The organism is Verrucosispora sp. WMMD1129 (genome assembly GCF_029581255.1).
GTDB classification, from domain to species: domain Bacteria; phylum Actinomycetota; class Actinomycetes; order Mycobacteriales; family Micromonosporaceae; genus Micromonospora; species Micromonospora sediminimaris.
Window position 1 is genome coordinate 5,475,532 of sequence record NZ_CP120741.1, and the last position, 26,785, is coordinate 5,502,316.

The following is a 26,785-nucleotide window of genomic DNA, read 5'->3' on the forward strand; positions in this document are numbered from 1 at the left end:
CGCGCCACCCGGCATCATCATCCCACCACGCCGGCCCGCTCCGCGCAATAGCCACCCCTCGATGTGTGAATCGGACCCGGTGCGCGGCCCCCAGGCCGCGCCAATACCGTGGCTTCCACGCCCCGGCACACACCCGCTGTGCCAGCCTGGGCATCACGTACGGCAGACGGAAGGACCTGACGATGGGATACGCGGTGGTGCTCGGCGAGGCGCTCGTCGACCTGCTGGACACCGAGTGCGACGGCGCGCCGGTCTACCGGCAGGCGATCGGCGGTGGACCGCTGAACGTCGCCGTCGGTGTCGCCCGGCTCGGTGGCGCGGTGCAGTTCGTCGGGTCGCTCGGCGATGACGTGCTCGCCGGTCGGATCCGGGACTTTCTCACTGCCGAGCAGGTGGGCCTGACCGGCGCGGTGACCGCCGCGGTGCCGACCACGCTGGCCGTGGCCACCTTCTCCGGCGCGGAACCGGACTTCCGCTTCTACGGCGAGCCGCCCTCCTACGCGCTGCTCGGTCCCGACGAACTCGACGTCTCGTTGGTCGAGGGCGCCGACGTGCTCTACTGCGGCTCGATCGTGCTGCTGGCGCCGACGACGCTTGCCGCCGCCCGCCGGGCCTGGGCGGCTGCCCCGGGGCTGCGGGTGTTCGATCCGAACGTCCGACCCCGGCTGCTGGCCGGCCCGCAGGCGCTGGCCGGGCTGCGCGAGGTGGTCGCCGAGTTCGCCGCCGGGGCGCACCTGGTCAAGCTCAGCGCCGCCGACGCGGAACTGCTCTATCCAGGTGAGCCGGTCGAGTCGGTGGCCGTGTACCTGCGCGAACTCGGCGCGGCCACGGTCGTGGTCACCCTCGGCGCGGCCGGCGCGGTGGTCGCCGCCGCAACTGCCGATCCGGTACGCGTACCCGCCCCGAAGGTCGACGCCGTCGACGCCACCGGCGGAGGTGACTCGGTGATGGCCGCCCTCGTCGCCGACCTGCTGACCGACGGCGAGCCGGTCGGGCCGTCCGGCTGGCACGAGCGGGTCGGCTACGCCCTGCGCGTGGCCGGCCTGGTCTGCGAACGTCCCGGTGGCGCGGTCGCCATGCCCACCCGCGCCGAGGTGCGCCAGCGCTTCGGTGACTGACGATCAGCCCGACTGACCGGGAGATCCACACCGGCCGGCTGACCGGCGGCGTCGATCGTGGGAACGGGTCAGGCGGTGCCGTCGAGTTCGGCGTACCCGCGCCGGGCGGCGGTAAGCGCGTGACGGGCCGGGAACGGGGCGTCGGCGGCCACCCGCTCCGGTGGTGCGCCGCCGGTGTGCCCGGCCCGGATCAGCCAGGCCAGCTCCACCAGCTGGGCGTGCTGGGCCCGGACGAACTCCGCGTCGACCGGCTCGCCGTGCCCGGGCACGACCACCGTCGCCGGTGACATCGACCGCGACAGCTCAGCCAGCGCGTCCGGCCACTGCAACGGGTACGAGTCCTCGAACGCCGGGGGACCGGCCTGCTCGACAAGATCACCGGCGACCAGCAGGTCGGCGTCAGGCACCTGGACGACGAGGTCGGCGTCGGTGTGGCCCCGCCCGGGATGGCGCAGCACCACCTGTCGGCCACCGACATCGAGGACCGCCTCGGTGCGCACCGTGTGGGTGGGCGCCAACAGCGCGGTGTCGGCCAACTCGGCGGCGAGTTCGGGATGCCCGGACCGCAACTCCGCGTACGCCTCCCGGCGCAGCCGGTCCGCCTCGTCGCGGATGGTCGCGGCGGCCAGCTCGTGCGCCCAGACCGGGCGGGCCGGATCACCGGCCAGGGTGGCGTTGCCGAAGCAGTGGTCGAAGTGGTGGTGGGTGTTCACAAGCGTGAGCGGATCGGTGGTGACCGCGCGTATGGCGGCGGCCAGTTCGGTCGCCTGCCCGGCGGTGGAGAGGGTGTCGACAAGCAGCGCCGCGCCGTCGCCCAGCACCAACGTCACGTTTACCGCGAGCACCGGCTCACGCAGCACGAGCACCCGGTCGGCGACCTCGACGAACCGGCCGGTCGTCGTCATGCCGCACCAGCGGCGCGTGCCAGGAACCGTTGCCGGTCGACCAGGGCCCGCTCCACCCGCCCCTCGGCGACGGTCTGCCCGCCCTCGGTGACGGTGATCTCGAACACCAGCCGCCGCCGCTCCACCTCGGTCAGCCGGGCCTGCGCGGCGACCATGCGGCCCACAGGTGTCGCGGCCCGGTGCTCCAGCTCGACCCGGGTGCCGACGGTGGTCGAGCCGTTCGGCAGGTGGCCGGCGGTGGCAGCCACCGTCGCCGCTTCGGCCAGGGCGAGCACCCGTGGCGTGCCGAGCACCGGAACGTCGCCGGAGCCGACCGCCTGGGCGGTGTCGGCGTCGGTGACGGTCAACTCGACCCGGGCCGTCAGACCCGGGGTCAGGGCTTGATCGGGTAGCTCCCGCATGGCCACAGCGTAGGTCCTCGGCGGAGCCCGGGTCACGCGGCCGGGCAGATGCGCCACGCCCGCCACGGCACCGCAGGTGCTCCTGCCGCCGGTCGGGCGCGGGTCGCCGCTAACCTTGTCCGCGATGTCTGCCGTCACCGACCCCCAGCCCCCAGCCTCCACCGAGCCGCCCACCCGGCGCGACGGTGGGCGCCGCCGCGTGATCGCGATGTCGGTCTGGGGCGTCGCCTTCGTAGCAGGCTGGCTCGTCATCGGCCTGCCCACCGACCCGGTGTACGCGTTCTTCTGGATCTGGGCCGGCACCATCGCCTGGTACTCCGCCCGCCCGTGGCGCAGCCACCTACGCTTCGCCCGGGACTGGGTGCCGGTGGTGCTGCTACTGGTCGCCTACAACCTCTCCCGTGGGTTCGCCTACCACGACGGGACCGTGCCGCACGCCTACGAGTTGATCCTGGCCGACCGTCTGATGTTCGGCTGGGCCATGGACGGTCAGGTGCCGACCGTCTGGTTGCAGCAGCACCTCTACCAGCCGGAGGTGCGCTGGTGGGACGTCCTGGTCAGTTGGGTGTACTTCTCGCACTTCGTGGCGGCGCTGGCCGCCGCGGCGGTGCTCTGGATGGTCGAGCGCAGCCGGTGGGCGGCGTTCATGCGCCGCTGGTTCTTCCTCTGCGCCACCGGCCTGATCACCTACTTCCTCTACCCGGCCGCGCCACCGTGGTGGGCGGCGCAGAACGGGTTGATCGAGGAGGTCGCCCGGATCTCCACGCGGGGCTGGAAGGCGTTCGGCATGCACGGCGCGGGCAACCTGCTCAACGCCGGGCAGTTGGCCTCCAACCCGGTGGCCGCGATGCCGTCGCTGCACACCGCCTTCGCCCTGTTCGTGGTGCTGTTCTTCCTGCGTAACGTCCGTCGACGCTGGTGGCCGCTGCTGCTGGCCTACCCGCTGGCGATGACCTTCACGCTGGTCTACAGCGGCGAGCACTACGTGATCGACGTGCTGGTCGGCTGGGCGTACGTCGCCATGACCTTCCTGGTGGTCGGCTGGGCCGAACGCTGGTGGGCCCGCCGGAAGGCCCGCGCCGCCCCGACCGACACCTCGACCGCCGAGCCGGCACCGGTGGCGTCCTCCGCCGTTCCCGCTCCCCGCTGACTCCGTCGCCGCGTCAGGTCAGCCCGCGCGGCGGGCGGCTTGGCCGCGGGCGGTCAACTCCGCCGCCAAGGCCCAGGCGTCGGCGAGGTCCCGGTCCGCCGCCGCAGCGCCGGCGCCACCCGCGGTGTCGGCGTGCACGGTGGCCAACCCGAGCATGCGCTGCACCGGCCCCTGTACCACCCGGACGCTCTGCAACCGGGCGTACGGCACGATCGTCAGCTGGCGGGTGAGCAGGCCGGACCGGACGGCGAGCACCTGCTCGGTCAGGCCGGCGCCGAGCACCTGGCGGCTCAGCGGGTTGACCCAGCGGGCCCGGGCCGGTGGTGGCCGCAGCGGCAACGACGACAGCGCCACCCCGGGCAGCACCTCGGCGACGATCATCTCGCCGGTCGGTTGGTCACCGACGGGCAGCAGACGGTCCGGCCGATTGCGCTCGTCGGCCTCGCCGGCGGCGTAACCGGCGACCTCCAGCCGCAGCCGCAACCAGCCCTTCATCCGCCACAGCAACGGCCAGGTCACCCGCACGGTCTGCACCCGGTGCAACGGTACGGTCTGCGACCTGGTCTCCAGCAGGCCGTTGCGGATGCGCAGCCGGTCGTCGTCGCGGGCCAGCTGGAACCGCCAGTCGTCGAGGACCCGTCGGACGGGTTGCAGCAGGACCCCGGCCATCGCGGTGAGCGTGCTCGCCACCGCGATGAAGGACCAGGACCCCTCGGACAGGAACTGCGTCGCCACGAAAGCCACGCCGAAGGGCAGCAGAAACGCCTGCGGGGTCAGCAGCTGACTGATCAGCAGGTCCCGGTTGCTCACCGCGTGCAGCGGACGGCCCGGTGGCGGGGGTGGCTCGGCACCGGCCGGCACCGGCTGCGCCGGGGCCGCCGGCGCCGCACCGGAGGGGCTGCCGGCCAGGGTCAGCAGGCGCTGGCGCAGCGCCGCGGCCTCGGTGACGCTGAGGTACGCCAGTGGCGCCTCGGTCTTGCCGCCGCCGACCACCTCCAGGCGCAGCTCGGCCAGCCCGGTGAGCTGCGCGAGCAACGGCCGAACCACCTCGACGGCCTGGAGCCGTTCCAGCGGAATCGCCCGGGTACGCCGCCAGAGCAGCCCCTCGTGGATGCGTAGTTCCCGGCCCACCACCTGGTAGCCGGTGTTGTACCAGCTGACCACAGCCAGCACGCTCGCGCCCAGCGCGAGCACGATCACCATCGCGACGAACCAACCGAACCCGACCCGGGACAGGGTCGACCAGGACAGCCCGGCGATGACCACGACCAGCGACTTGGCGCCGTGCAGCGCGGGACTCAACGGATGCAGCCGTTGCCGTGCCGACGGATCCTGCGGCGGCGGACCGGCCCACCCGGCGGGCGGCTGCGGCGGACCGGACGGCGATGACGGCCCGGCCACCTGGTACGGGTTCGGCGGCGGACCCACGCCCGGTGGTGCTGCCTCGGCTGCCGGCACGGCGTGGTCGGACGGCGGTGCCTCGGCGGGCGTCGCCGGCACAGCGCGTTCGGCGGGCTGACCGGGAGCTTGGTCGCCCACCGCGTTTCCGACGTGCTGCCGCTCGTCCGAGCTGGGCGGGGTCCGGTCCGGACCCGGTCCGGCCGGCCCGCTCACAGCCCTTCCGCCCGGTCCTCGCCGAGCGCGGTCAGGCGGTCCCGCAGCCGGGACGCCTCCGCCGGACGCAGCCCCGGCACCCGGGCATCGCTCGCCGCGGCCGCGGTGTGCAGCTGCACGGTCGCCAGATCGAATGCCCGCTCCAGCGGACCGGCGCTCACGTCGACGAACTGCATCCGCGAGTACGGGACGATGGACAGCCGACGGACCAGCAGACCGTGCCGGACCAGCAGGTCGTCCTCACGTTCGGCGTAGCCCCAGGCCCGTACCGCCCGGACGATGGTCACCACCCGCCACAGAGCGAACAACCCGACGGCACCGAGCGCCAAACCGAACGGCCAGGAACCGGTAAGTGCCCAACCGACACCGAGCACCGCCGAGACGACGGCCACCCCGGCCGCCAGGCGCAGCAGCTCCACCCAGATCAGGTCGGTCGAGATCGACTGCCAGTTGACGGTTTCCGGCCACGGTTCGAGCGGGCTGGTCGGCGCGGCCGGCGGCCGGACCTCAGGCGCGTCATCACTCACAGTGCCGACCTTTCGTTCGCGACTGCGGGGCTCGCAAGCTCACTCCTCGCGCTCACGGGGCCGGCTTTTCGTTGTACGCGTCCACTCTTCGAGCGTAGGCGATCCCGCCAGCGGGGTGACCTCGCGCAGAAAGGCCCGCGCGCCGAGGAAGTCGCCGAGTGACGACCGGTGCACGTCGCAGGCGAGCCAGGTCTTGCGCCGCTCCGGCGCGTGCAGGCGGGGATTGTTCCAGTGCAGTGCCCATCGGGCCGCGGCACGACACCCACGGGCCGAACACGGTAGTGCTTCGGCGGGGCTGTCGGGGTGGGTCATCCCGCTCAGTCTAGGACGGCGGGGAAGAGTGAGCGCCGGGCGGCCACGGGGGAAGCCGCCCGGCGACGGATGAATGGTACACACGCCGGGGCGGCTTTTGTCCACTGGCGATCGGCGATTCCTCCCTCCCGGAACGGCGTGGCGGAAATCGGTCGCTCCCTCCGTCGGTACTCAGTCGGGCATGCGAGGCTTGGTACCGCACACGCCGCGACGACCGATCACGCTGTGGAGGACCAGTGGCCCAGCCGACCACGCCCGACGCCCCGCCGCCGAACGGGGCGCAACCACAGGCGCCCGCACCGCCGACCACGCCGGCGCAGGACGCCTCCCTGCTGGAGCGGGCACTGTTCGAGATCAAGCGCGTGATCGTCGGGCAGGACCGGATGGTCGAGCGGATGTTCGTCGCGTTGCTCGCCCGCGGGCACTGTCTGCTGGAAGGCGTACCGGGGGTGGCCAAGACCCTCGCGGTGGAGACCCTCGCCAAGGTGGTCGGCGGATCGTTCGCCCGGGTGCAGTTCACTCCGGACCTGGTGCCGGCGGACATCATGGGCACCAGGATCTACCGCCAGTCCAGCGAGAAGTTCGACGTCGAGCTGGGTCCGGTCTTCGTCAACTTCCTGCTCGCCGACGAGATCAACCGGGCGCCGGCGAAGGTGCAGTCCGCGTTGCTGGAGGTGATGAGCGAGCGGCAGGTGTCGATCGGCGGCGAGAGTCACCGGGTACCGAACCCGTTCCTGGTGATGGCGACGCAGAACCCGATCGAACAGGAAGGGGTGTACCCGCTGCCGGAGGCGCAGCGGGACCGCTTCCTCATGAAGATCATCGTGGGGTACCCGACCGACGCCGAGGAGCGGGAGATCGTCTACCGGATGGGCGTCGCTCCGCCCGAGCCCACCGCCGTGTTTGACACCGAGGATCTGATCGCCCTGCAACACAAGGCCGACCAGGTCTTCGTCCACAACGCCCTGGTCGACTACGCGGTCCGGCTGGTGCTGGCCACTCGTACGCCGGCGGAACACGGCATGCCCGACGTCGCGCAACTGATCCAGTACGGTGCCAGCCCCCGGGCCTCGCTCGGGCTGGTCCGGGCCACCCGGGCGCTGGCCCTGCTCCGCGGCCGCGACTACGCCCTGCCGCAGGACGTGCAGGACATCGCGCCGGACATCCTGCGGCACCGGCTGGTGCTCAGTTACGACGCGCTCGCCGACGACGTACCGGCCGACCACGTGGTGCACCGGGTGATGTCGACAATCCCGCTGCCGTCGGTGGCGCCCCGGCAGCAGGCCACCCCGCCCGTCGGGGCGGTGGCACCTACCTCGGGGTGGCCCGGGCAGCGGCCGTGACCTCGACCACCCCTCGACCCGGTGAGCCGGACCCGCTGGCGGCCACCAACCGTTCCGGTGCCGTGCTGTCCCGCCTGCAACTGCTGGTGACCCGCAAACTCGACGGGCTCCTCCAGGGCGACTACGCGGGCCTGCTGCCCGGCCCGGGCAGCGAGGCCGGCGAGTCGCGCGAGTACCGCCCCGGCGACGACGTGCGCCGGATGGACTGGCCGGTGACCGCCCGGACCACCACCCCGCACGTGCGGCGTACCGTGGCCGACCGTGAGCTGGAGACGTGGCTGGCGGTGGACCTGTCGGCGAGCCTGGACTTCGGCACCGGCCAGTGGCTCAAGCGGGACGTGGTGATCGCGGCGGCCGCGGCGATCACGCACCTGACCGTGCGGGGTGGCAACCGGATCGGTGCGGTAGTCGGCAGCGGCGGTGACGTCCCGGTGCCCCGCCGTGGCCGGCGGCAGCCGCCCCCGGTCGGCCCGGGACGGCTGGTCCGGCTGCCCGCCCGGTCCGGGCGCAAGGAGGCCCAGGGCATGCTGCGGGCGATCGCCGGCACCGAGATCCGGCCCGGCCGCGGTGACCTCGGCGCGCTCATCGACATGCTCAACCGCCCGCCCCGGCGGCGCGGTGTCGCTGTGGTCATCTCCGACTTCCTCGCCCCGCCGGCCCAGTGGGCGCGTCCGCTGCGCAAGCTGCGGGTACGGCAGGACCTGCTCGCGATCGAGGTGGTCGATCCGCGGGAGCTGGAACTACCCGACGTCGGGGTGCTCCCGGTGATCGACCCGGAGACCGGCGAACTGCACGAGGTGCAGACCGCCGACCCGGGCCTGCGGCACCGTTACGCGGCAGCCGCCGCGGCGCAGCGGGCGGAGATCTCCGCCGCGTTGCGCGCCGCCGGCGCCGCTCACCTGCGACTGCGTACCGACCGAGACTGGCTGCTGGACATGGTGCGCTTCGTGGCCGCCCAGCGGCACGCCCGCACCCGAGGGACGACGAGATGATCCGACTGCTGCAACCCTGGTGGCTGCTGGCCGTGCTGCCGGTGCTCGCCCTCGCCGCGCTGTACGTCTGGCGGCAGCTGCGCCGGCGCGACTACGCGCTGCGGTTCACCAATGTGGACCTGCTGCGTACCGTGGCGCCGAAGGGCCTCGGCTGGCGTCGACACCTGCCGGCCACCGCGTTCCTGCTGGCCCTGCTGGTGTTGGCCGGTGCGTTGGCCCGGCCCGCGGTCGACACCCGGGAGCCGTTGGAGCGGGCCACCATCATGCTGGCCATCGACGTGTCGTTGTCCATGCAGGCCGACGATGTGCCGCCGAACCGCCTGGAGGCAGCGCAGGAGGCGGCCATGCAGTTCGTGGCGGAGCTGCCCGAGACGTACAACCTGGGGTTGGTCTCGTTCGCCAAGTCGGCAAACGTGCTGGTGCCGCCGACCAAGGACCGCCCGGCGGTGACCAACGCCATCGAGGGACTGGTGCTGGCTGAGGCGACGGCCACCGGTGAAGCGGTCTTCACCTGCCTGGAGGCGATCCGGTCGGTGCCGGCCGACGGGGCCGCCGGTATCCCGCCGGCCCGGATCGTGCTGCTCTCCGACGGCTTCCGCACGGCCGGACGGTCGGTCGAGGAAGCGGCGGCCGCGGCGCAGGCGGCGAACGTGCCGGTCTCCACCATCGCCTTCGGCACCGACTCCGGGCACGTCGACATCGGTGGCCAGTTGCAGCGGGTACCGGTGGACCGGCTCGCCCTGGCCGAGCTGGCCGAGACCACCGAGGGATTCTTCTACGAGGCGGCCACCGTCAACGAGCTGAAGCAGGTCTATCAGGACATGGGCAGCTCGATCGGCTTCCGCACCGAACCCCGCGAGATCACCCAGTGGTACGCGGGCATCGCGTTGCTGCTGGCCCTCTGTGCCGGCGCATTCAGCCTCCTCTGGTCCTCCCGCATGATCTGACCGCCACCAAAGCCTTGTTGATCATGAGGTTGGCGGCACTCATGGAGATCAAACCGCCCGCCAACCTCATGATCAACAGAGGCGGACGGACGAGTGGGGTCAGTGGGTGGCGCTGGCCAGGAAGAAGAGGACGGCTACCCAGACGGCGGCGAGGGTGAAGCCCAGCGGGGCGACGTAGCGGCTCATGACAGCTCCGACGTGGCGACTGGCGGCCCGGGCAGGGCGGACCGCGAGAGGGGTGGATCAGGACGCGCACACGCGAAGTCGTGACCGGGCTGCTTTTCCGGCGGTACCCGTCCGATCGGCCGCCGCGAAAGGGGAGCGGGACGGCGGGACGGATACCCGGGGGAGCGGGCCAGCTCAGGCGGAGCGGGGCTCAGCGTGGCTGGCGGTCGGCCCGGCCACGACTGGGAGGATCGCTATCTCGCACAGCGATCACCTCCTGCGGTCGGATTCCGGGGCGATGCGGACCGCCGAGCGACCCGCAAACGCGGATCATCGTACACCCGGGTTTTGCGCCCGGCCCACTCGGCCGATCGGCCCACGGAGCGCGCCCGTTCATCGGTCGACGGCGGCCCGGCCGCCGCTGCCGGGTGCCTTCGTCGGCCGGGGCTCGCCGCGCCGGACGAGCAGCGCCAGCACGGCGGTGAGGACCGGCAGCCAAGCGATCCGGGCCAGCAGCCAGGTCGGATCGTCCGGCGCGGTGTGTAGCCCCGGCAGCGCGGTCCCGCCGTGCGCGGCGAGCACCACCACCGCGACCAGCACCGGCTGGTGCCCGAGGTAGATGCGTACCGCGTGCCGGTTGATCTCCTCCGCCAGCCTGCGAGGCAGCGGCCGGGACAGCAGTCGCACCAGCGTCGGCCGGGCCGACAGGCCGAGACCTGTCTGGGCCACCGCGAGCGCTACCACGAGCAACGACGGCGGATCGAGATTGGATCTGCCATCGCCGGGGACCCCGACCGCGCTGGCGGGATAGCCGAGGGCGAGTACGGCGGCCAGTCCGACCGCCCCCGTGACGACCAGCCACCGGGCGTCGCGCCGTCGGCTCAGTCGGCCGTCCGCGTGCGCCAGGCCCAGCAGATACGGCACGGCCCAGGCTGCCAGCACCGTCACCGGTGGCAGCCAGGTGCCGGCCGGGAGCAGGCGCACGGCCAGGTCGGTGCCGGCCACCACGGCCGCCGCGGTGACCGCGCAGCGCAGTGTGCCCCAGCGGCGTACCGCGGCGCGCAGCGGGCCGGTGAGCACCACCAGGGCCAGCAGTGGGGCCAGGAACCAGAGGGGACTGATCGCCAGCGTCAGCGCCACCGACAGCGTGTCGTCGGCGACGCCAGCGACGGCAGCGGCGAGTAGTACGGCTGAACCGGTGCCGAGCAGGGCGATCGCGGGCAGGAGCAGCCGCCGCAGTCGGTGTGCCACCCAACCGGGTCTGGCGTGCCGGTCAGCCGAACGGGCGGAGGCGTGACCGGCGGCGAAGAAGAACAGCCCGAGGGTCTGCAACACCCAGCTGACCGGGGCCAGGGCTGGCATCGTGGTGAGCGGGCTGACCAGGTCCAGCGCGCCTTCCGTGTCGAGTACTAGTCCGGTGACGAGCCAGTGACCTAGCACCACTCCCACGACGGCGAAGGCGCGCAGCCCGTCGACGAGGGGATCCCGAGCCCGTCGGTGGGCGGTGTGGTGGTCGCTCATCGGGCCTGTCCCGTCGTCCGGACGGTCACCGGGTCGGCGGTGTGCCCGGAGGGCGGTGGGGGCGAATGGACTCCGTGCGGTTGCGTGGTGCCGTGCAGCACCACTGCGGCGATCGCGGTAAGCGTCGGCCCGCCGGGTAGCAGGTACCCGTCGTGACCGGTGGCATCGACCGGCAGCGGTCGGGCGCCGAAGGACGGGGCGCCCGGTCGGACGCCGTGTCCCAACCCGGGCAGGCGGAGCTGCGGCACCCACCGGATCCAGTCGTCCGGTGCCTCGGCGGCCCACATGCGGACCGGGCCGAAGCGGTCGGCGTGCTCCGCGCCGACACCCACCCCGCCGAGGGTGACCACGTCGGTGACCTGCGGCGGGGCCTCCCTGGCGGCCAGCCCGACGACAAGCGCGCCGTAGCTGTGACCCACCAGGGTGATGCGGACGGCCGGTAGCTGCCCGGCCAGTGTCCGCAGGTGGTCACCGAGTTGGTCGGCACCCCGGCGGGCGGCAAGCGGGGTGGCTGCCGTGGCGATGCCGTCGGGCGGGTCGTAACCGAGCCAGGCCAGCACGGCCACCCGGGCGTGCGGATCGGCGGCGTGCAACGCGGCACGTAGGTCTCGGGCCTGCTGGGCCGGGGCGCGCCGGGGCTCTCCGCCCAGCCCTCGGTCGAAGTCGGCAAGCCGGGTACCGACGCCCGGCACCAGCACCGCGATTCGATCGGCGCTGGCGAGGTCACCGAGGACCTCGACGGCCCGGCCGTCGCGGTGCGGGTCGAAGGCCAGGAACTGCCGACCCTGTGCGGCCCAGCGGGCGTACGGTGCTCCGGCGGCCTGCATCGCGGCGGCAGTCGACGGGTACGCCTCGACGAAGCCGGCCGGGGCGGCGTCGGGCGGCACCGTTGGTGGCCGTACCAGTCCGGTCGCCAGCATCGCCGCGAGGCTTAGCCGGATCATTTCCCTGCCCACCATCACGCGCTCCCTCCACCCGGTCGTGGCGTGCAGGATGTGTCGGCGGTGTGGTGCCGGTCGTCAACCCGGGGAGCCGTTGATGGCCTGGCACTGGGGGGCTACTCCCCGGCGGCGACCAGTCCGGTCTCGTACGCGAGCACGACGGCCTGGGCGCGGTCGCGCAACTGGAGTTTGGCCAGGATCCGGCCGACGTGGGTCTTGACGGTCTGCTCCGCGACGACCAGTTCGGCGGCGATCTCGGCGTTGGAGCGCCCCTGGGCGATCAGCCGCAGCACCTCGGTCTCGCGTGGGGTGAGCGCGGCGAGGACTGTGGGCCGGGGCCGCTGCCGGTGTGGCCGGGCCGCGAATTCGGCGATCAGGCGGCGGGTGACGGTCGGGGCGAGCAGCGCGTCACCGCCGGCGACGACGCGTACCGCGTGGATCAGGTCGGCGGCGGGGGCGTCCTTGAGCAGGAAGCCGCTGGCTCCGGCGCGCAGCGCCTCGTAGACGTAGTCGTCCAGGTCGAAGGTGGTGAGGATGAGCACGCGTGGCCGGTCGGTCGGCCGGTCGCCGAGGAGTTTGCGGGTCGCGGCGAGGCCGTCGAGCACCGGCATCCGCACGTCCATCAGCACCACGTCGGGGTCGAGTCGGCGGGCCTGCGCGACCGCCTGAGCGCCGTCGGCGGCGTCGCCGACCACCAGCAGGTCCGGCTGGGCGGCCAGCAGCGCGCCGAAGCCCTGCCGAACCATCGCCTGGTCGTCGGCGATCAGCACCCGGATCGTCATGTTGGGTCCTTCGGCTCGTCGGATTGCGGCGGGTCAGCCGGCAGCAGCGCGTCGATCGCGTAGCCGCCGTCGGCGGTGGGGCAGGCGGTGAAGCTGCCGCCGAGGGCGAGGACCCGCTCGCGCATGCCGGTCAGTCCTTGCCCGCCACCGCGTGCGTCCGGGCTGGTCGGGGTCCCGCCGGCGGCGTTCTGGATGCGTACCGTCAGGGCGCCGGGGTGATCGCGGACCGTCACGCGCACCTCGGCACCGGCCGCGTGGCGGGCCGCGTTGGCCAGCCCCTCCTGAACGATCCGGTAGGCGGCCAGCCCGACCGGTGCTGACGGCTCGGTGGCGGTGTCGTTGTCCAGTTCCACGGTCATTCCGGCCCGCTGTGCGGCGGCCACCAGGTCGGGTAGTTCAGCCAGCGTCGGCTGCGGGTCGGTCCGAGTGCCCTCCGACTCGCTGCGCAGCACGTGCAGCAGCCGCCGCATGTCGGTAAGCGCCGCCCGGGCGGCCTCGGCGATGGCGCTGAATTCGGCCCGGGCCGGCTCGGGCACGGCGAGGCGGTACGGCGCGCTTTCGGCCTGCACGGCGATCAGTGACATGTGGTGCGCGACGACGTCGTGCAGTTCCCGCGCGATGCGGGTGCGCTCCTCCAGTACCGCCCGCCGGGCCTTCTCCAACTCGCTCACCTCGGCCTGCTCGGCCAGCGCCCGTCGGGTGAGCAGGTTGTGCCGCAGCAGGTCGCCGACGATGAGCAGCACCACGAACAGCAGGGTGACGCCCACCTGGTTGCCCGGCGGCACGAATATCCAGACCGGGAGCAGGCTGAACAGTCCCGTCCAGGCGAGCACGGCCCGGTCGACCCGTGCCGCCACGGTGATCAGCACGACGATGATGACCAGGATCTGTGTCGGGTTCCACGGCCAGAACTCGTACGTGGCGGGGCCGAGCACCACGGCGTTGTCGGTCGTACGCCGGTTGAAGGTGCCGAACAGTTGCCCGATGAACATGATCCGCCAGGCCAGCAGTGGTCGGGTGGGCAGCAGGGGCAGCGGCGCGACGGTGAGCAGGGCGATGACCCACGCGGTGGCGATGGGCAGGCGCCGCGTGTCCAGCAGAAACTGCGCGGTGATCAGGGCCAGCCCGAGGAGAAGCAGCAGGCCGGTCGTCCGCAGGACGGCGGCGGTGCGGGGCCGGTGTCGCAACCGGTCCAGTGGTCGGCGGCGCGCCGGATAGTCCGGCCCCACCACGGTGCGGCGCAGCCCGGCCAGGGCGGCACGGACGGTACTGCGGTCCATATCCCGGCAGGGTAGTTCCAGTGGCCGGCTCCGTCGTGCGACCAGGGAGTGATCCATCCAGTGGTACCCGGGTACGACGTGCGGCGGGTTAGTGATTACCGTGCGGTAGCGCCTAGTCTCCAAGCCGCAGCGATCTTTGGGAGGGGACGCACCGTGTCACGAACTGTGCTGGTTACCGGGGGCAACCGGGGGATCGGTCTGGCCATCGCCCAGGCCTTCGCCAAGCAGGGTGACCGGGTGGCGATCACCCACCGGGGCAGCGGGGCGCCGGACGGGCTGTTCGGCGTGCGGTGTGACATCACCGACAGCGAGTCCGTCGAGGCGGCCTTCGCGGCGGTCGAAGCGGAACTGGGACCGGTGGAGGTGCTGGTCGCCAACGCGGGCATCACCGACGACACGCTGCTGCTGCGCATGTCGGAGGAGCAGTTCACCCGGGTGCTGGACACCAACCTGACCGGCGCGTACCGCTGCGCCAAGCGGGCCTCCGGAAAGATGCTGCGGGCCAGGTGGGGGCGCATGATCTTCGTCTCCTCGGTGGTTGGCCTCTCCGGCGGTGCCGGCCAGGTCAACTACGCGGCCAGCAAGGCCGGCCTGGTCGGGGTGGCCCGCTCGATCACCCGGGAGCTGGGCGGCCGGAACATCACCGCAAACGTGGTCGCGCCGGGCTTCATCGAGACCGACATGACCGCCGGGCTGACCGACCAGCGCAAGGCCGAGATCCTCAAGTCGATCCCGGCGGGTCGGATGGCCAGCCCGGACGAGGTCGCCGCGGTGATCACCTGGCTGGCGGGCGACAGCGCCGGGTACGTCTCCGGCGCGGTCATCCCGGTCGACGGTGGCCTGGGCATGGGCCACTGAATCCTGAGCACGGAGGAATGAGCGTAATGTCCGGACTGCTGGCCGGTAAGCGGCTGCTCGTCACCGGCGTCATCACCGACGCCTCGATCGCCTTCTCGGTGGCCAAGCTCGCCCAGGAGAACGGCGCCCAGGTCGTGCTCACCGGCTACGGCCGACTGTCACTGGTGGAGCGGATCGCCAAGCGGCTGCCCGAGCCGGCACCCGTGATCGAGCTGGACGTGACCGACCCCGAGCATCTCGCCGGGCTGGCCGACAAGGTCCGCGAGCACGTCGACGGCCTCGACGGGTTGGTGCACTCGATCGGTTTCGCCCCGCAGAGCTGCCTCGGCGGCGGGTTCCTCGACGCCTCCTGGGACGACGTGGCGACGGCGCTGCACGTCTCGACGTACTCCTACAAGTCCCTTGCCGTCGCTGCGCTGCCGCTGATGTCGCCGGGCGGCTCGGTGGTCGGTCTGACCTTCGACGCCAGCCAGGCGTGGCCGGTGTACGACTGGATGGGCGTGGCCAAGGCCGGGCTGGAGTCGGCCTCCCGCTACCTCGCCCTGCACCTGGGCAAGCAGGGCATCCGCAGCAACCTGGTGGCCGCCGGTCCGCTGCGCACCATGGCCGCGAAGTCCATCCCCGGCTTCGAGCAGTTCGAGGACGCCTGGGCCGGACGTGCCCCGCTGGGCTGGAACCTCACCGACCAGGAACCGGCCGCCCGGGCCTGTCTCGCCCTGCTGTCGGACTGGTTCCCGGCGACCACCGGCGAGATCGTGCACGTCGATGGCGGTTACCACGCAGTCGGCGCCTGAGGTGTAGCCGGGGCGCTGTTAACGACCGGGACCCGGGGGCGTTGCCGGGACGCCGCAGGCCACCGGCAAGAATGGACCCATGGCGTACGACGCGGTGGTGCTGGTGTCCTTCGGTGGCCCGGAAGGGCCCGACGACGTGCTGCCGTTCCTGCAGAACGTGACCCGGGGACGGGGCGTGCCGCCGGAGCGGCTAACCGAGGTCGCCGAGCACTACCAGCACTTCGGCGGGGTCTCTCCGATCAACCAGCAGTGCCGGGAGCTGTTGGCGGCGGTCCGCGCCGACTTCGCCGCCAACGGGCTCGACCTGCCGGTGTACTGGGGCAATCGGAACTGGGATCCGATGCTCGCCGACACGGTGGCCCAGATGCGCGACGACGGCGTACGACGGGCGCTGGCCTTCGTCACAAGCGCCTTCGGCGGATACTCCTCCTGCCGGCAGTACCAGGAGGACATTGCCGCCGCACGGGCGGCGGTCGGCCCGGACGCGCCCGTGATCGAGAAGCTGCGCCAGTTCTGGGATCATCCCGGCTTCGTCGAGCCGCACGTCGACGCGGTGCGCTCCGCGCTCGCCCAACTAGACCCGGCGCGGCGGGACAGCACCCGGCTCGTGTTCACCGCACACTCGGTGCCGATCTCGGCGGCCGACAGCGCAGGCCCGCACGGCGGCCGGTACACCGCCCAACTCGCCGAGACGGCCCGGCTGGTGCACGCGGCGGCGGCCCCGGATCTGCCGTACGACCTGGTCTGGCAGAGCCGGTCCGGCCCGCCCCACGTGCCGTGGCTGGAGCCGGACATCAACGACCACCTGGAGACGCTCGCCGAGCAGGGCGTGACTGGGGTGGTGGTCAGCCCGATCGGATTCGTCTCCGACCACCTCGAGGTGGTGTGGGACCTGGACACCGAGGCGTTGGACACGGCCAAGAGGCTCGGGGTGGACTTCGTCCGCGCCGGTACCCCCGGCACCGACCCGCGCTACGTGACCATGGTTCGGGAACTGGTGCGGGAACGGATCGACCCGGACGGCGCGGAGCTGCGTCGTCGGCTGGGCGAGCTGCCGATGTGGGACAGCTGTCCCACGGTCTGCTGCGTCCCACCCCGCCGTCCGTCCTGACCGCCGCGGCGAACCCGACGACACCCCTGGGGATGATCATGCAGGACCGTAAGCCCGTCGAGAGTTGGCTCAGCGACATGGACGGCGTGCTGGTGCACGAGGGCCAGCCGGTGCCGGGCGCGCCGGAGTTCGTCAAGCGGCTGCGTGCCTCCGGCAAGCCGTTCCTGGTGCTGACCAACAACTCCATCTACACTCCGCGCGATCTCCAGGCCCGGTTGGCCCGGATGGGCCTGGACGTGCCGGAGCAGGCGATCTGGTCGTCCGCCCTGGCCACCGCCCAGTTCCTGGCCGACCAGCGGCCGGGCGGCACCGCGTACGTCATCGGGGAGGCCGGGCTGACCACCGCTCTGCACGCGGTGGGCTACGTGCTCAGCGACTTCGCCCCCGACTACGTGGTGCTGGGGGAGACCCGCACCTACAGCTTCGAGGCGATCACCAAGGCGGTCCGGCTGATCAACGACGGGGCGCGGTTCATTTGCACCAACCCCGACGCCACCGGGCCCTCGGTGGAGGGTGCCCTGCCGGCCGCCGGCTCGGTGGCCGCGATGATCTCCAAGGCCACCGGAGTGGAGCCGTACTTCGTCGGCAAGCCCAATCCGATGATGATGCGGTCGGCCCTGAACACGATAAACGCACACTCGGAGAGCACCGCGATGATCGGTGACCGGATGGACACCGACATCCTCTGCGGCTTGGAGGCCGGGCTGGAGACCATCCTGGTGCTGACCGGGATCAGTTCCCGGGTGGAGGCGGAACGTTATCCGTACCGACCCTCCCGCATCGTCAACTCGGTCGCCGACCTGATCGACGAGATCTGAGCCGGCGCCGGGTCACTGGCGTGCCGCGTCGCGGCACAGGAATTCGGCGAGCACCGGGGCGAGGACGGTCGCCGGCACACCGTGCCACTCGCCGGGCAGGCCGCGCTGCTCGGCGGCGGGCAACAGGCCGGCCATGGTGGCGGCCATCTCGGCCAGGTCGTCGGTGCTGCCGGCGCTGTGCAGGACCAGCGCCGGGGCGCTCACCCGGGCGAGCACGGCCGGCCCGGTGGCTTCGCTGAGCAGGCTGTCGTAGGCCAGGGTGTGCGCCACCGAGACCATGGCGTTCCAGTGTGGCGTGTCGCGCATCCCGGCCAGCAGTTGCTCGGGTACGCCGATGGAGGTCAGGAAGAACGTCACCGCCTCGGCACCGCCCAGTCGGCTCAGGGTCGCGGTGAAGGCCCGCTTGCCGGTTTCGTCATCGTCGACGCTCAGCGGTGGCTCCAACAGGACCAGCCGTCGCACGTCGAGGCCGGCGGCGGCCGCGTGCAACGCGAGCAGACCACCCGAGGAGTACCCGTACAACGCGGCGGGCGCCTTCGCCGCGGCGATCAGCGCGGCGAGATCCTCGACCTCGCGTTCGGGGGCGTAGGGCGGGGTGTCGTCGCTGTCCCCACGCCCACGACGGTCGTAGCGGTAGACGGTGAAGTGGGGTATGAGCAGGTCGGCGAGTTCACCGAGTGGGCTGTTGGCGCGGAAGTGCCCGGCGGCGTCGATGAGAATCAGCGGCGGGCCGGCGCCCTCGCGTTGGTAGGCGATGCGCGTGCCGTCCCGTGAGGTGACCATCGGCATGAACTGAACCGTACAGTACAGTTACGGTGTGCGAAAGGACGTTAACCGGCGCGGGATCCTCGACGCCGCTCTGATCGAGTTCCTCGAACACGGCTACGTGGCCGCCGGGATGGACCGGATCGCCGCCCGTGCCGGCGTCTCCAAGGTGACCGTGTATGCGCACTTCACCGACAAACACGGCCTCTTCGAGGCGGTGTTCACCGGCGCGATCGCCGAGGCCGAGCGGGCCGGCTCGGCGTACGTCGAGGCCCTGGCCGACTCCGACGACCTGCCACGGGACCTGCGGGCCTTCGCCCGCGAGCACATCGCCACGGTCACCGCCCCGCACCTGCTCCAGTTGCGTCGGATGCTGATCGGCGAGGCGGGCCGCTTTCCTGAGCTGGCCCGGGCGTGGCACCGCGCCGCGCCCGAACGTGGCCACGTCACTCTCGCCGCGGCCATCACCCGTCTCGCCGAGCGGGGCCTGCTGCGCGCGCCGGACCCGCTGCTCGCGGCGCAGTACCTGAACTATCTGATCCTGTCGATTCCGCTCAACGAGGCGATGTTCGCCGTTCGCGTGTCCTTCTCCGAGGCGGACCTGCACCGCTGGGCCGACGAGGCAGTCCGGATCTTCCTCGCCGCCCACACCCCCTGAACGGCCACCCGCGCCCCGCGATCTTGCACTTGTGGTCGCCGCAATGCGGCCTCCATCCGCTTTTGTCCCGACACAAAATGCAAGATCGCGGGTGCCGGGTGCCGGGTGCCGGGTGCCGGGTGCCGGGTGCCGGGTGCCGGGGTGCCGGGGCGCCGGGTGGGGTCAGGGGTGCAGGGGGGCGTTGCAGGCGGCGACGAGGGCCTGACGGCAGGCGGCGGTGAGGGGGCGCAGGGCGGCGTCGCGCTGCTGGGCCTCGTAGTTGTTGACCGCGCCGCCGGGTGCCGCGTGCCCGGCCAGGGCGAGGACCCGGTCGAGCACGGCGGCCCGGGCGAACAGCCGGCGCGAGCGCGGGTCGAACCCGGGGGGCAGGTCGGTGGTGCCGTCGGGGCGACGCAACGCCTCCAGGGCGCCGGCCAACTCCGGACGCCACTGGGCCACGTCGAGGCGGGTGAGCGCGGCTGTGGTGTCGGCCAGCGCGGCGGCCAGCTCCGCCTCCGCTTCGGCGGCGCCGGGCAGGGTGAGGCAGGCGGCAGGAGCGTCCGCCGGCAGCGGGTGCACTCGCCAGAGCACCGTCTCGAAGGTGTCGCCGGAACCAGAGGTGTGTACGCGTACCTCGGGGATCAGCCCTAGCCCGCCGGCTATCACGGCCTCGCCGGCAACCAGCGCGGCGCCGGCGAAGTCGCCCGGGCCGGGTAGGCCGCGCGGGTCGCCCGGCGCCGGCAGCACCAGCCGGATCTCGTCCGGCGAAAGCTTGGCCAGGGTGGGCAGCGCCTCCCGTAGCGGTACGTCGGTCCAGGTGCCGGGCGCGTCGGCGACCAGGTGCTCCTCGGTGCCGGCGACGGCGTCGGCGACCTCGTCGAAGGGCACCAACCCGGCGCGCCACGCGCGCACCCAGGCAACGAACCGGCTCGACCGGCGCGGCGCGAGGATGGCCGCACCCGCAGCGGGGGTGGACATGCCGAAAGAGTACGTGGTGACGCCGGTCCGTGTCTCGACTGCCGCGCCGCCGCCTCCCCGTCGCGCCGATCATGCAGTTGCGGTGGGCGATTGGCTCCCCTTCACGGCTTTTGTCAGGTGCCACAACTGCATGATCGCGATCGGAAGGTAGGGACGGGGTGTGTCGGGGTTGGGGCGTGGTAGTGGCGGGCTTAGCGTGACGGGATGGGGCGGCGGTACGGCGAGGACGTGTTGGCGGGGGACTGGCGGCGGCGGAAGGTGACCCCGGAGGTCGACGCCGAAGCGGACCTCGTGGTCGAGGACGCCGAATCCGGTTTCTGCGGGGCGGTCGTCGGCTTCGAATCCGGTGCGGTGGTGCTGGAGGACCGGCACGGTCGGCGGCGCAACTTTCCGCTGTTGCCGGCGGCGTTCCTGCTCGACGGCCGCCCGGTCACCCTGCGCCGTCCCACCCGGCCGCCGGTGCCGGCGGCCCGGCGGCGTACCGCCTCAGGGTCCGTGGCGGTGGACGGGGTACGCGCCCGGGTCGCCCGGGCCAGCCGGATCTGGGTCGAGGGTGTGCACGACGCCGCCCTCGTCGAGCGGATCTGGGGCGACGACCTGCGCATCGAGGGTGTGGTGGTGCAACCGCTGTCCGGCATCGACGCGCTCGACGCCGAGGTACGCGACTTCGGGCCGGGCCCGGGCCGTCGGCTCGGTGTGCTGGTCGACCACCTCGTGCCCGGCTCCAAGGAGAGCCGCATCGTGGCCCGGGTCAACTCGCCGCACGTCCTGGTCACCGGTCACCCCTACGTCGACGTCTGGCAGGCGGTGAAACCGGCTGCGCTGGGCATCGCGGCGTGGCCGGTGGTGCCGCCGGGACGGCCCTGGAAGGAAGGCGTCTGCGCCGCGCTCGGTGTCGCCGAACCGGCCGAACTGTGGCGGCTGATCCTGTCCCGGGTGGACAGCTTCGCCGACGTGGAGACGCCGCTGATCAACGCGATGGAGCGGCTGATCGACTTCGTGACCGAACCGGACTGAGCCGCCGGCCCCACCGGCGAGGACGTCGACCGCTACCGTGAACGGCCTGATCCCTACCACCCCCGGGGGTACGCACGTGAGCCGGTTAGAGCAACTGCGACAGCGGTTGCGTCAGGCGTACGCGACGGGACGCGAGTCGGTGCGTGCCGCCCGCGAGCGGGAGAACGCGCGGCGCATCGAGCGGGCGGCCGAGCGGGACCGGCTGATTCCCGAACCGGTGACGCCGACGGACGACGCAGCCGTCTCCACGACCAGCCGCGACGACGCGGACGTGCCGAGGGGCCTGCGCATCGCCGCCGCCTGGTCGTGGCGGCTCCTGGTCATCGGGATCGTCGGCTGGGCGTTGCTGCGGATCTTCGGCGCCATCCGTGTCGTCATCGTCCCGTTGCTGGTGGCGTTGCTGCTCGCCGCCCTGCTGGCGCCGGCCGTCGGCTGGCTGCTGCGCGCCCGGTTGCCGCGTACGCTGGCCACCGCCGTGGTGCTCATCGGCGGGCTGGCCGCAGTGGTCGGCACACTGACCCTGGTGGTCAACGAGTTCATCGCGGGCCTGCCGGAGCTCAGCGCCAGCGCCGCGGCCGGCATCGGGCAGATACAGACCTGGCTGCGCGACGGCCCGTTGAACCTCTCCGACACCCAACTCGACAGGTACATCGAGGCCGGGCAGAACTGGATCAACGAGAACTCGCAGGCGTTGACCAGCAACGCGCTCGCGACGGCAGGCACCGTGGTCGAGGTGTTCACCGGCGCGCTGCTGGTGCTGTTCGCCACGTTCTTCTTCCTCCGCGACGGCGACCGGATCTGGCGGTTCCTGGTCGGGACGTTCCCGGTCGCCGCCCGCTGGCGGGTAGACGACGCCGGCCGGGCCTCCTGGCGGACGTTGGTCGCCTACGTACGCGCCACGGTGCTGGTGGCGTTCATCGACGCCGTGGGCATCGGGATCGCCCTGGTGCTGTTCGACGTGCCGTTCGCCTTCCCGCTGACGGCGCTGGTGTTCCTCGGCGCGTTCATCCCGATCGTCGGCGCGACGCTGTCCGGCGCGGTCGCGGTCCTCGTGGCGTTGGTGGACGCCGGCTGGGTCACCGCCCTGATCATCTTCGGTGCGGTGATCGTGGTGCAGCAGGTGGAGGGCAACGTCCTGCAACCGTGGATCATGGGTCGGGCGGTGGCGTTGCATCCGCTGCCCGTGGTGCTGGCGGTGACCGCCGGGGTGGTGCTGGAGGGCATCGTCGGCGCGCTCGTCGCCGTACCGCTGATCGCGGTGCTCAACACCGCCGTGCGCCGCCTGTCCCGGCAACGGCCGACGCCGACGCCACCGCCAGCGGCGCCGGAGGCCGTGGTGGTTCGCTCCCCGGTCTGACGGCCTCGCCGTGTCGGCGGCAGACGCCGCCGACACGTGCCCGATCTGTTGGCCGAGCCGGGTATGCGCGCGGCGAGGCACGTCACGCCGGGTCAGGGTTCGTCGTCCGGGGAACGGGTGAAGACGAAGGTGGCGATGTCCAGCGCGACCGGGCGACCCGTCTCGTCGCGCAACACCATCAGGACCTCGCCGTTCTCGACCCCGCTGACGCCGCGCCACCGGTCGGGCCCCTCGGGGGCGTAGCGACTGATCCGGTCGCCGCGTGACGCGCCGACCAGTTTCCCGGTGGTGTGGTCCCAGCTGACGTCGAGCGCGGTACCCATCCACCACCAGCGGCCGGTAAGCGGGGACAGATCGACCGGCGGTGGGGCCTCGGCCGGCTGCCACGGCCGGGCCGACACGGGCTCGACGTCGAGCACGTGGGTGAGGACCCGGTGGCCGAGCGGCCCGATCCCACCGGTGCGGAAGCCGTACGAGTTGGCGAAGCCGACGACGCCGGTGCGGCTGGGGCGGTGCACGGCCAGCGTGGCGACGTAACCGGGCATCGAGCCGCCGTGCCCGACGTGGATCCGGTCGCCGTCGCGGGTGAGCTGGATACCGAGGCCGTATCCGCCGCGCCAGGCGTCCAGGTCGCTGAGGATCACCGGGGCGCACATCTCATCGAGGGTGGCGGGGCTGAGCACGGCCGGATCCGGGTCGGCGAGGAAGGCCGCCCAGCGGGCGAGATCGGTGACGGTGGACCAGAGCTGACCCGCCGGCGCCATCGCCCGGCTGTCGGTTCGTGGCTCCTCCCGTAGCGTGTCGTGCCAGGGGTGCAGCACGTAGCCCCGGGCGAACGGCTCGGTGGCCGCGTAGGTGGTGCGGTGCAGCCCGAGCGGCTCCAGGATCCGCTCCCGCGCCAGTTGGGCCCAGGGCGTACCGGTGACCCGCTCCAGCGCGCCGCCGAGCAGCCCGTACGCCAGGTTGGAGTAGTGCCAGACCCGGTGCGGCGGATGCGCGACCTTCGCGGTGGTGAATCCGGTAAGCAGGGCGGTCAGGTCGACGCCCTCGCTGCGTTCCCACCACGGGCCGTCGGGTTCGCGTTGCAGACCGCCGGCGTGCCCGAGCAACTGCCGCAGGGTGACCGCCCCGGCCGCGGCGGCCTCGGGCAGGTGCCGGCGCAGCGGGTCGTCCAGTGCCAGCCGGCCGGCGTCGCGTTCCTGCATCACCAGCACGGCGGTCATCGTCTTGGTGATCGAACCGATCCGGTACTGGAGATCGGCGTCGGGGTGCGGCTGCGTGCCGGCGGCGGCTAGGTGGGCCAGCGTGCCGTCGCGGACTACGCCGATGATCAGCGATGGGACGTGGCCGGCGGACTGCGCGTCGGCCACCAGAGCGTCGACCTGCCGGGCGGTTTCGGGACGCAGGGGCACGAAGTCTCCCTCGATGTCGGTAGGGTCGCCCTATGATCATGACAGTTCGATGACACGTGCACGGACATGTCACGATCGTTACGTGGATGCCGTGTTGTGGATCGTGCTGGGTGTGGTGCTGGCGGTCGCTGAGATCTTCACGGCGACCCTGTTCCTGATCATGTTTGCGGTCGGCGCGTTCGCCGCTGCGGGTGCCGCCGCGCTGGGTGCGCCGGTGGCCGTGCAGGCGGTGGTCTTCGCGGTCGTCTCCGCGCTGACCGTGTTCGCCGCGCGACCGGTCATTCAACGACACAAACAGACCAGCTCCGACAGCGACGACACCACCTTCGGGGTCGAGGCCATCGAGGGCTCGACCGCCCTGGTGCTTGAGCACGTGGACGCCGACCGGGGCATGGTGAAGATCGACGGCGAGGTGTGGAGCGCTCGCGCCTACGACGCCACCCAGGTTTTCGCACCCGGCGAGCGGGTGCAGGTTATCCAGGTCAAGGGAGCGGTAGCCCTGGTCTGGCGGGACGTCACCACTCCCGGTGAGCTACCCGAAGCGGAAAGGTGAACGGATGGAGTTCGTAGTTCCCGCCCTATTGATAGCAGTGGCGCTGATCGCCGTGGTCACCCTGGCCAAGTCGGTGCGGATCGTGCCGCAGCAGCGTCAGGACGTCGTCGAGCGGCTCGGCCGGTACAAGCGCACGCTGAATCCCGGCCTCAACATTCTCGTGCCGTTCATCGACGCGGTACGCACCAAGGTCGACATGCGCGAGCAGGTGGTCAGCTTCCCGCCGCAGCCGGTGATCACCTCGGACAACCTGGTCGTGTCGATCGACACCGTCCTCTACTTCAAGGTGGTGGACTCCGTCCGGGCCACCTACGAGATCTCCAACTTCCTCCAGGCGATCGAGCAGCTGACCGTCACCACGCTGCGTAACGTGATCGGCTCGCTGGACCTGGAGCGGGCGCTCACCAGCCGGGAAGAGATCAACCGACACCTCTCCGGCGTACTGGACGAGACCACCGGTCGCTGGGGCATCAAGGTGACCCGGGTGGAGATCAAGGCGATCGAGCCGCCGCCGAGTATCCGCGACTCCATGGAGAAGCAGATGCGCGCCGAGCGGGACCGCCGGGCGGCGATCCTGAACGCCGAGGGGCACAAGCAGTCGCAGATCCTCTCGGCCGAGGGTGAGAAGCAGGCGGCGGTGCTGCGCGCCGACGGTGACCGGCAGGCCCGGATCCTGCAGGCCGAGGGTCAGGCGAAGGCGATCCGTACCGTGTTCGACGCCATCCACCAGGCCAACCCGAGCCAGAAGGTGCTCGCCTACCAGTACCTCCAGGCCCTGCCGCAGATCGCCAACGGCACGGCCAACAAGGTGTGGATCGTGCCGACCGAGCTCACTAAGGCTCTGGAGGGCATGGGCGGCGCACTTGGCGGTCTGGGTCAGATGGTCGGCGACGCGCCGAGCAAGGAAGCCTCCGATGATGCCAGCGCCGTCGAGCGGGAGGCCGCGGAGGCCGCGCAGGCCGCCGCCGCCGCGGCCCAGGAGATCCACAACGAGGTACGCGTAGCCGAGGCGCAGGCCACCGGCGGCAACAGCCCGCAAGGCCTGCCCGCGCCGGAGCCGGTTTCCCCGGCTGCCCTGCTCAACGACACCTCGGATCAGCGCGAGCGCGGCTGACCCGATCCGGTACCGGCCCGAACCGCTGTAGCGGTTCGGGCCGGTTCGCGTCCTGCCCGGGTTCGCGTCCTGCCCGGGTTCGCGGTCTCCGCCGCCGCCAGACGACCCCGGATGCCGCAAGGTGCGGTCTACGCGCCGCCAGATGGCCCGGGATGCCGCAACTCGCGGGTCTATGCCGTGTGCCTGGTCGGTCCGGGTTACGGCCGGTCCGGGTTGCGGCAAGGTGCGGTCTGCGCGTGGCTGGTTGGCGCGGGATGCCGCAACTCGCGCTCTCCGCCTGGCTGGTTGGCGCGGGATGCCGCAACTCGTGGCCTCCGCGTGGCTGGTTGGCGCGGGATGCCGTAACCCGGGCGACGGCGGGGCACCGACCGAGTGTCTGACAGGTGGTCTCGCGCAGTCGCGGGGTCGGGTTCCGCCGGCCGGGCTCGGACCCGGCGACAAATGCGAGAAAGACTCATGAGGCGTCCCGGTGCCTGCCACCATCGGTCGTAGTACGGGTGGTGACCAGGCATCGGGGCGCCTCGGCGCGTCCCGGCACCGCCCGCAGGTGAGCGAGGTGACGCATGGAGCCGGTGCGGCGATTGTGGTCCACGCCGGAAGTGCCCGGAGCCCATGACCCGAAGGGGCCGATGGGCACCCGGCGTACGGGTGGGGGGTTCGGCGTTCTTCCCTTCATCGACGAGCCGGCACCACCCGGACCCGCCACCAACGCCAGCTGGGCCTGGTCGCTGCGGCGGCTGGCCCGCGCTGCGGTCTGGTTGCTGCCGGCGTACGCGATTCTCTACGGCGCGGTCGCGATGGCCAGCGACGGTGGCGTGGGCAACGACCCGTATCCGGCCGACGGCCGGGCGCTGTACCTGATCGGCTGGGTTGCCGCGGTCTGGCTCGGCCTGCTGGCCCTGCTCGGGCTGACCGGGCTGCTCGCCGCCACCCGCAGCCGGCACGCCGCGGTGGCCGGCCTGCTGGTCAGCATTGCCGGCACGGTGCTCATGCTGCCGTTCGCGGGGCTGTCCGAGCAGACCCCGGTGTTTGGCACCAGCGCCCGATCGCTGGTGCTGGTCGGCGCCACCTGTTACAGCGCGGGTTGGCTGCTCACCGGGTGGGCGGTGGCCCGTTCGGGGATGTTCAGCATCGGGGACGGGACGATGCTGATCATCGCCAGCCCGCTGCTCGGCCTCGGCGGGGCGTTGATCGGTTCGTTGCAGACCTTCGGAGCGATCTTCGTGTTGATCTCCGGCATCGGCATCTGCTACCGCTCGGGCCGCCTGCTGCCCCGGGAGATCCTCCGGGACGCCACCAGCGCCAGCGTCGCCACCGCCGGTCCGCCCGCGCCGATGGGCCCCGGCGGCGCGGGCCCACTCGGAACGGCTTGA

At 72.2% G+C, this 26,785-nt stretch carries 27 protein-coding genes; 15 read left to right on the forward strand and 12 right to left on the reverse strand.

The features are described from left to right. Positions 1 to 182: 182 nt before the first annotated feature. Positions 183 to 1,118 (forward strand): PfkB family carbohydrate kinase, encoded by a 936-nt coding sequence (locus tag O7624_RS25525; RefSeq protein ID WP_282237536.1) that lies wholly within the window; start codon positions 183 to 185, stop codon positions 1,116 to 1,118. Positions 1,119 to 1,186: 68 nt separating this feature from the next. Here the strand turns inward: O7624_RS25525 and O7624_RS25530 are convergent, their stop codons facing one another. Together O7624_RS25530 and O7624_RS25535 are read right to left on the reverse strand one after the other, a co-directional pair. Beyond that, positions 1,187 to 2,023, reverse strand: coding sequence for an MBL fold metallo-hydrolase (locus O7624_RS25530; RefSeq protein WP_282237537.1), 837 nt, complete (start codon positions 2,021 to 2,023; stop codon positions 1,187 to 1,189). Continuing rightward, positions 2,020 to 2,424, reverse strand: coding sequence for a hotdog domain-containing protein (locus O7624_RS25535; protein WP_282237538.1), 405 nt, complete (start codon positions 2,422 to 2,424; stop codon positions 2,020 to 2,022). The genes O7624_RS25530 and O7624_RS25535 overlap by 4 nt, the downstream gene beginning before the upstream one ends. Positions 2,425 to 2,548: 124 nt before the next feature. Between O7624_RS25535 and O7624_RS25540 the strand changes: the two genes are divergently transcribed. Then, positions 2,549 to 3,574, forward strand: a complete 1,026-nt coding sequence (locus tag O7624_RS25540; RefSeq protein ID WP_282237539.1) for a phosphatase PAP2 family protein — start codon at positions 2,549 to 2,551, stop codon at positions 3,572 to 3,574. 18 nt (positions 3,575 to 3,592) lie between these two features. Here the strand turns inward: O7624_RS25540 and O7624_RS25545 are convergent, their stop codons facing one another. From O7624_RS25545 to O7624_RS25555, 3 genes are all read right to left on the reverse strand, one after another. Next, the gene (locus O7624_RS25545; RefSeq protein ID WP_282240762.1) at positions 3,593 to 4,885 is read right to left on the reverse strand and encodes a PH domain-containing protein; all 1,293 of its coding nucleotides are present in this window, start codon (positions 4,883 to 4,885) and stop codon (positions 3,593 to 3,595) included. 299 nt (positions 4,886 to 5,184) lie between these two features. After that, complete coding sequence (locus O7624_RS25550; protein ID WP_282237540.1) at positions 5,185 to 5,715, reverse strand: PH domain-containing protein; 531 nt, start codon at positions 5,713 to 5,715, stop codon at positions 5,185 to 5,187. Between the two features lie 39 nt (positions 5,716 to 5,754). Next, a complete protein-coding gene (locus O7624_RS25555; RefSeq protein WP_282237541.1) occupies positions 5,755 to 6,027 on the reverse strand; it encodes a hypothetical protein in 273 nt (90 codons plus the stop codon). Positions 6,028 to 6,263: 236 nt separating this feature from the next. Between O7624_RS25555 and O7624_RS25560 the strand changes: the two genes are divergently transcribed. The 3 genes from O7624_RS25560 to O7624_RS25570 are packed head-to-tail and all read left to right on the forward strand — an operon-like array spanning position 6,264 to position 9,309. Then, positions 6,264 to 7,370 (forward strand): MoxR family ATPase, encoded by a 1,107-nt coding sequence (locus tag O7624_RS25560; protein ID WP_093407405.1) that lies wholly within the window; start codon positions 6,264 to 6,266, stop codon positions 7,368 to 7,370. After that, positions 7,349 to 8,362: a DUF58 domain-containing protein gene (locus O7624_RS25565; RefSeq protein WP_282237542.1), complete on the forward strand. Its 1,014-nt coding sequence runs from the start codon at positions 7,349 to 7,351 to the stop codon at positions 8,360 to 8,362. Before O7624_RS25560 ends, O7624_RS25565 begins: the two co-directional genes overlap by 22 nt. Further along, positions 8,359 to 9,309 carry a VWA domain-containing protein gene (locus tag O7624_RS25570; RefSeq protein ID WP_282237543.1) on the forward strand — a complete coding sequence of 317 codons (951 nt, stop codon included), beginning with the start codon at positions 8,359 to 8,361 and terminating at the stop codon, positions 9,307 to 9,309. The genes O7624_RS25565 and O7624_RS25570 overlap by 4 nt, the downstream gene beginning before the upstream one ends. Positions 9,310 to 9,867: 558 nt before the next feature. Here the strand turns inward: O7624_RS25570 and O7624_RS25575 are convergent. The 4 genes from O7624_RS25575 to O7624_RS25590 form a co-directional block, all read right to left on the reverse strand. Continuing rightward, entirely contained in the window at positions 9,868 to 10,995 is a 1,128-nt protein-coding gene (locus O7624_RS25575) for an acyltransferase (protein ID WP_282237544.1), read from the reverse strand. Then, positions 10,992 to 11,954: an alpha/beta hydrolase gene (locus O7624_RS25580; protein WP_282237545.1), complete on the reverse strand. Its 963-nt coding sequence runs from the start codon at positions 11,952 to 11,954 to the stop codon at positions 10,992 to 10,994. The genes O7624_RS25575 and O7624_RS25580 overlap by 4 nt, the downstream gene beginning before the upstream one ends. A gap of 98 nt (positions 11,955 to 12,052) precedes the next feature. Then, positions 12,053 to 12,718, reverse strand: a complete 666-nt coding sequence (locus O7624_RS25585; protein WP_282237546.1) for a response regulator transcription factor — start codon at positions 12,716 to 12,718, stop codon at positions 12,053 to 12,055. Then, positions 12,715 to 13,998 (reverse strand): histidine kinase, encoded by a 1,284-nt coding sequence (locus tag O7624_RS25590; RefSeq protein ID WP_282237547.1) that lies wholly within the window; start codon positions 13,996 to 13,998, stop codon positions 12,715 to 12,717. Before O7624_RS25590 ends, O7624_RS25585 begins: the two co-directional genes overlap by 4 nt. Positions 13,999 to 14,151: 153 nt before the next feature. On the opposite strand from O7624_RS25590, the gene fabG reads away from it, so the two are divergent. The 4 genes from fabG to O7624_RS25610 all read left to right on the forward strand — a co-directional run bounded on the left by fabG (position 14,152) and on the right by O7624_RS25610 (position 17,579). Then, positions 14,152 to 14,856 (forward strand): 3-oxoacyl-ACP reductase FabG, encoded by a 705-nt coding sequence (gene fabG / locus O7624_RS25595; protein WP_093407398.1) that lies wholly within the window; start codon positions 14,152 to 14,154, stop codon positions 14,854 to 14,856. A 26-nt stretch (positions 14,857 to 14,882) separates the two neighbouring features. Further along, the gene (gene fabI / locus O7624_RS25600) at positions 14,883 to 15,650 is read left to right on the forward strand and encodes an enoyl-ACP reductase FabI (protein ID WP_282240763.1); all 768 of its coding nucleotides are present in this window, start codon (positions 14,883 to 14,885) and stop codon (positions 15,648 to 15,650) included. Between the two features lie 79 nt (positions 15,651 to 15,729). Continuing rightward, the gene (locus tag O7624_RS25605) at positions 15,730 to 16,761 is read left to right on the forward strand and encodes a ferrochelatase (protein WP_282237548.1); all 1,032 of its coding nucleotides are present in this window, start codon (positions 15,730 to 15,732) and stop codon (positions 16,759 to 16,761) included. Further along, a complete protein-coding gene (locus O7624_RS25610; protein WP_282237549.1) occupies positions 16,710 to 17,579 on the forward strand; it encodes an HAD-IIA family hydrolase in 870 nt (289 codons plus the stop codon). The genes O7624_RS25605 and O7624_RS25610 overlap by 52 nt, the downstream gene beginning before the upstream one ends. Positions 17,580 to 17,591: 12 nt before the next feature. Here the strand turns inward: O7624_RS25610 and O7624_RS25615 are convergent, their stop codons facing one another. After that, positions 17,592 to 18,368: an alpha/beta fold hydrolase gene (locus O7624_RS25615; protein WP_282237550.1), complete on the reverse strand. Its 777-nt coding sequence runs from the start codon at positions 18,366 to 18,368 to the stop codon at positions 17,592 to 17,594. 28 nt (positions 18,369 to 18,396) lie between these two features. On the opposite strand from O7624_RS25615, the gene O7624_RS25620 reads away from it, so the two are divergent. Beyond that, complete coding sequence (locus O7624_RS25620) at positions 18,397 to 19,002, forward strand: TetR/AcrR family transcriptional regulator (protein WP_282237551.1); 606 nt, start codon at positions 18,397 to 18,399, stop codon at positions 19,000 to 19,002. A 162-nt stretch (positions 19,003 to 19,164) separates the two neighbouring features. Here O7624_RS25620 and O7624_RS25625 read toward each other — a convergent pair whose 3' ends face one another. Further along, positions 19,165 to 19,959: a hypothetical protein gene (locus O7624_RS25625; protein WP_282237552.1), complete on the reverse strand. Its 795-nt coding sequence runs from the start codon at positions 19,957 to 19,959 to the stop codon at positions 19,165 to 19,167. Positions 19,960 to 20,163: 204 nt separating this feature from the next. Here O7624_RS25625 and O7624_RS25630 point away from each other — a divergent pair, with 204 nt between their 5' ends. Beyond that, a complete protein-coding gene (locus tag O7624_RS25630; protein WP_282237553.1) occupies positions 20,164 to 20,976 on the forward strand; it encodes a DUF3097 domain-containing protein in 813 nt (270 codons plus the stop codon). 76 nt (positions 20,977 to 21,052) lie between these two features. Further along, positions 21,053 to 22,333, forward strand: coding sequence for an AI-2E family transporter (locus O7624_RS25635; protein WP_282237554.1), 1,281 nt, complete (start codon positions 21,053 to 21,055; stop codon positions 22,331 to 22,333). 92 nt (positions 22,334 to 22,425) lie between these two features. On the opposite strand, the gene O7624_RS25640 is transcribed toward O7624_RS25635, so the two are convergent. Continuing rightward, positions 22,426 to 23,745 (reverse strand): serine hydrolase domain-containing protein, encoded by a 1,320-nt coding sequence (locus O7624_RS25640; protein ID WP_282237555.1) that lies wholly within the window; start codon positions 23,743 to 23,745, stop codon positions 22,426 to 22,428. Positions 23,746 to 23,827: 82 nt separating this feature from the next. On the opposite strand from O7624_RS25640, the gene O7624_RS25645 reads away from it, so the two are divergent. The 3 genes from O7624_RS25645 to O7624_RS25655 all read left to right on the forward strand — a co-directional run bounded on the left by O7624_RS25645 (position 23,828) and on the right by O7624_RS25655 (position 26,785). Beyond that, positions 23,828 to 24,298, forward strand: a complete 471-nt coding sequence (locus tag O7624_RS25645) for an NfeD family protein (RefSeq protein ID WP_093407378.1) — start codon at positions 23,828 to 23,830, stop codon at positions 24,296 to 24,298. A 4-nt stretch (positions 24,299 to 24,302) separates the two neighbouring features. Further along, on the forward strand, positions 24,303 to 25,412 hold the full coding sequence (locus tag O7624_RS25650; RefSeq protein WP_093407375.1) for an SPFH domain-containing protein: 1,110 nt from the start codon (positions 24,303 to 24,305) through the stop codon (positions 25,410 to 25,412). Positions 25,413 to 25,975: 563 nt separating this feature from the next. Continuing rightward, positions 25,976 to 26,785, forward strand: coding sequence for a hypothetical protein (locus tag O7624_RS25655; protein WP_210941487.1), 810 nt, complete (start codon positions 25,976 to 25,978; stop codon positions 26,783 to 26,785).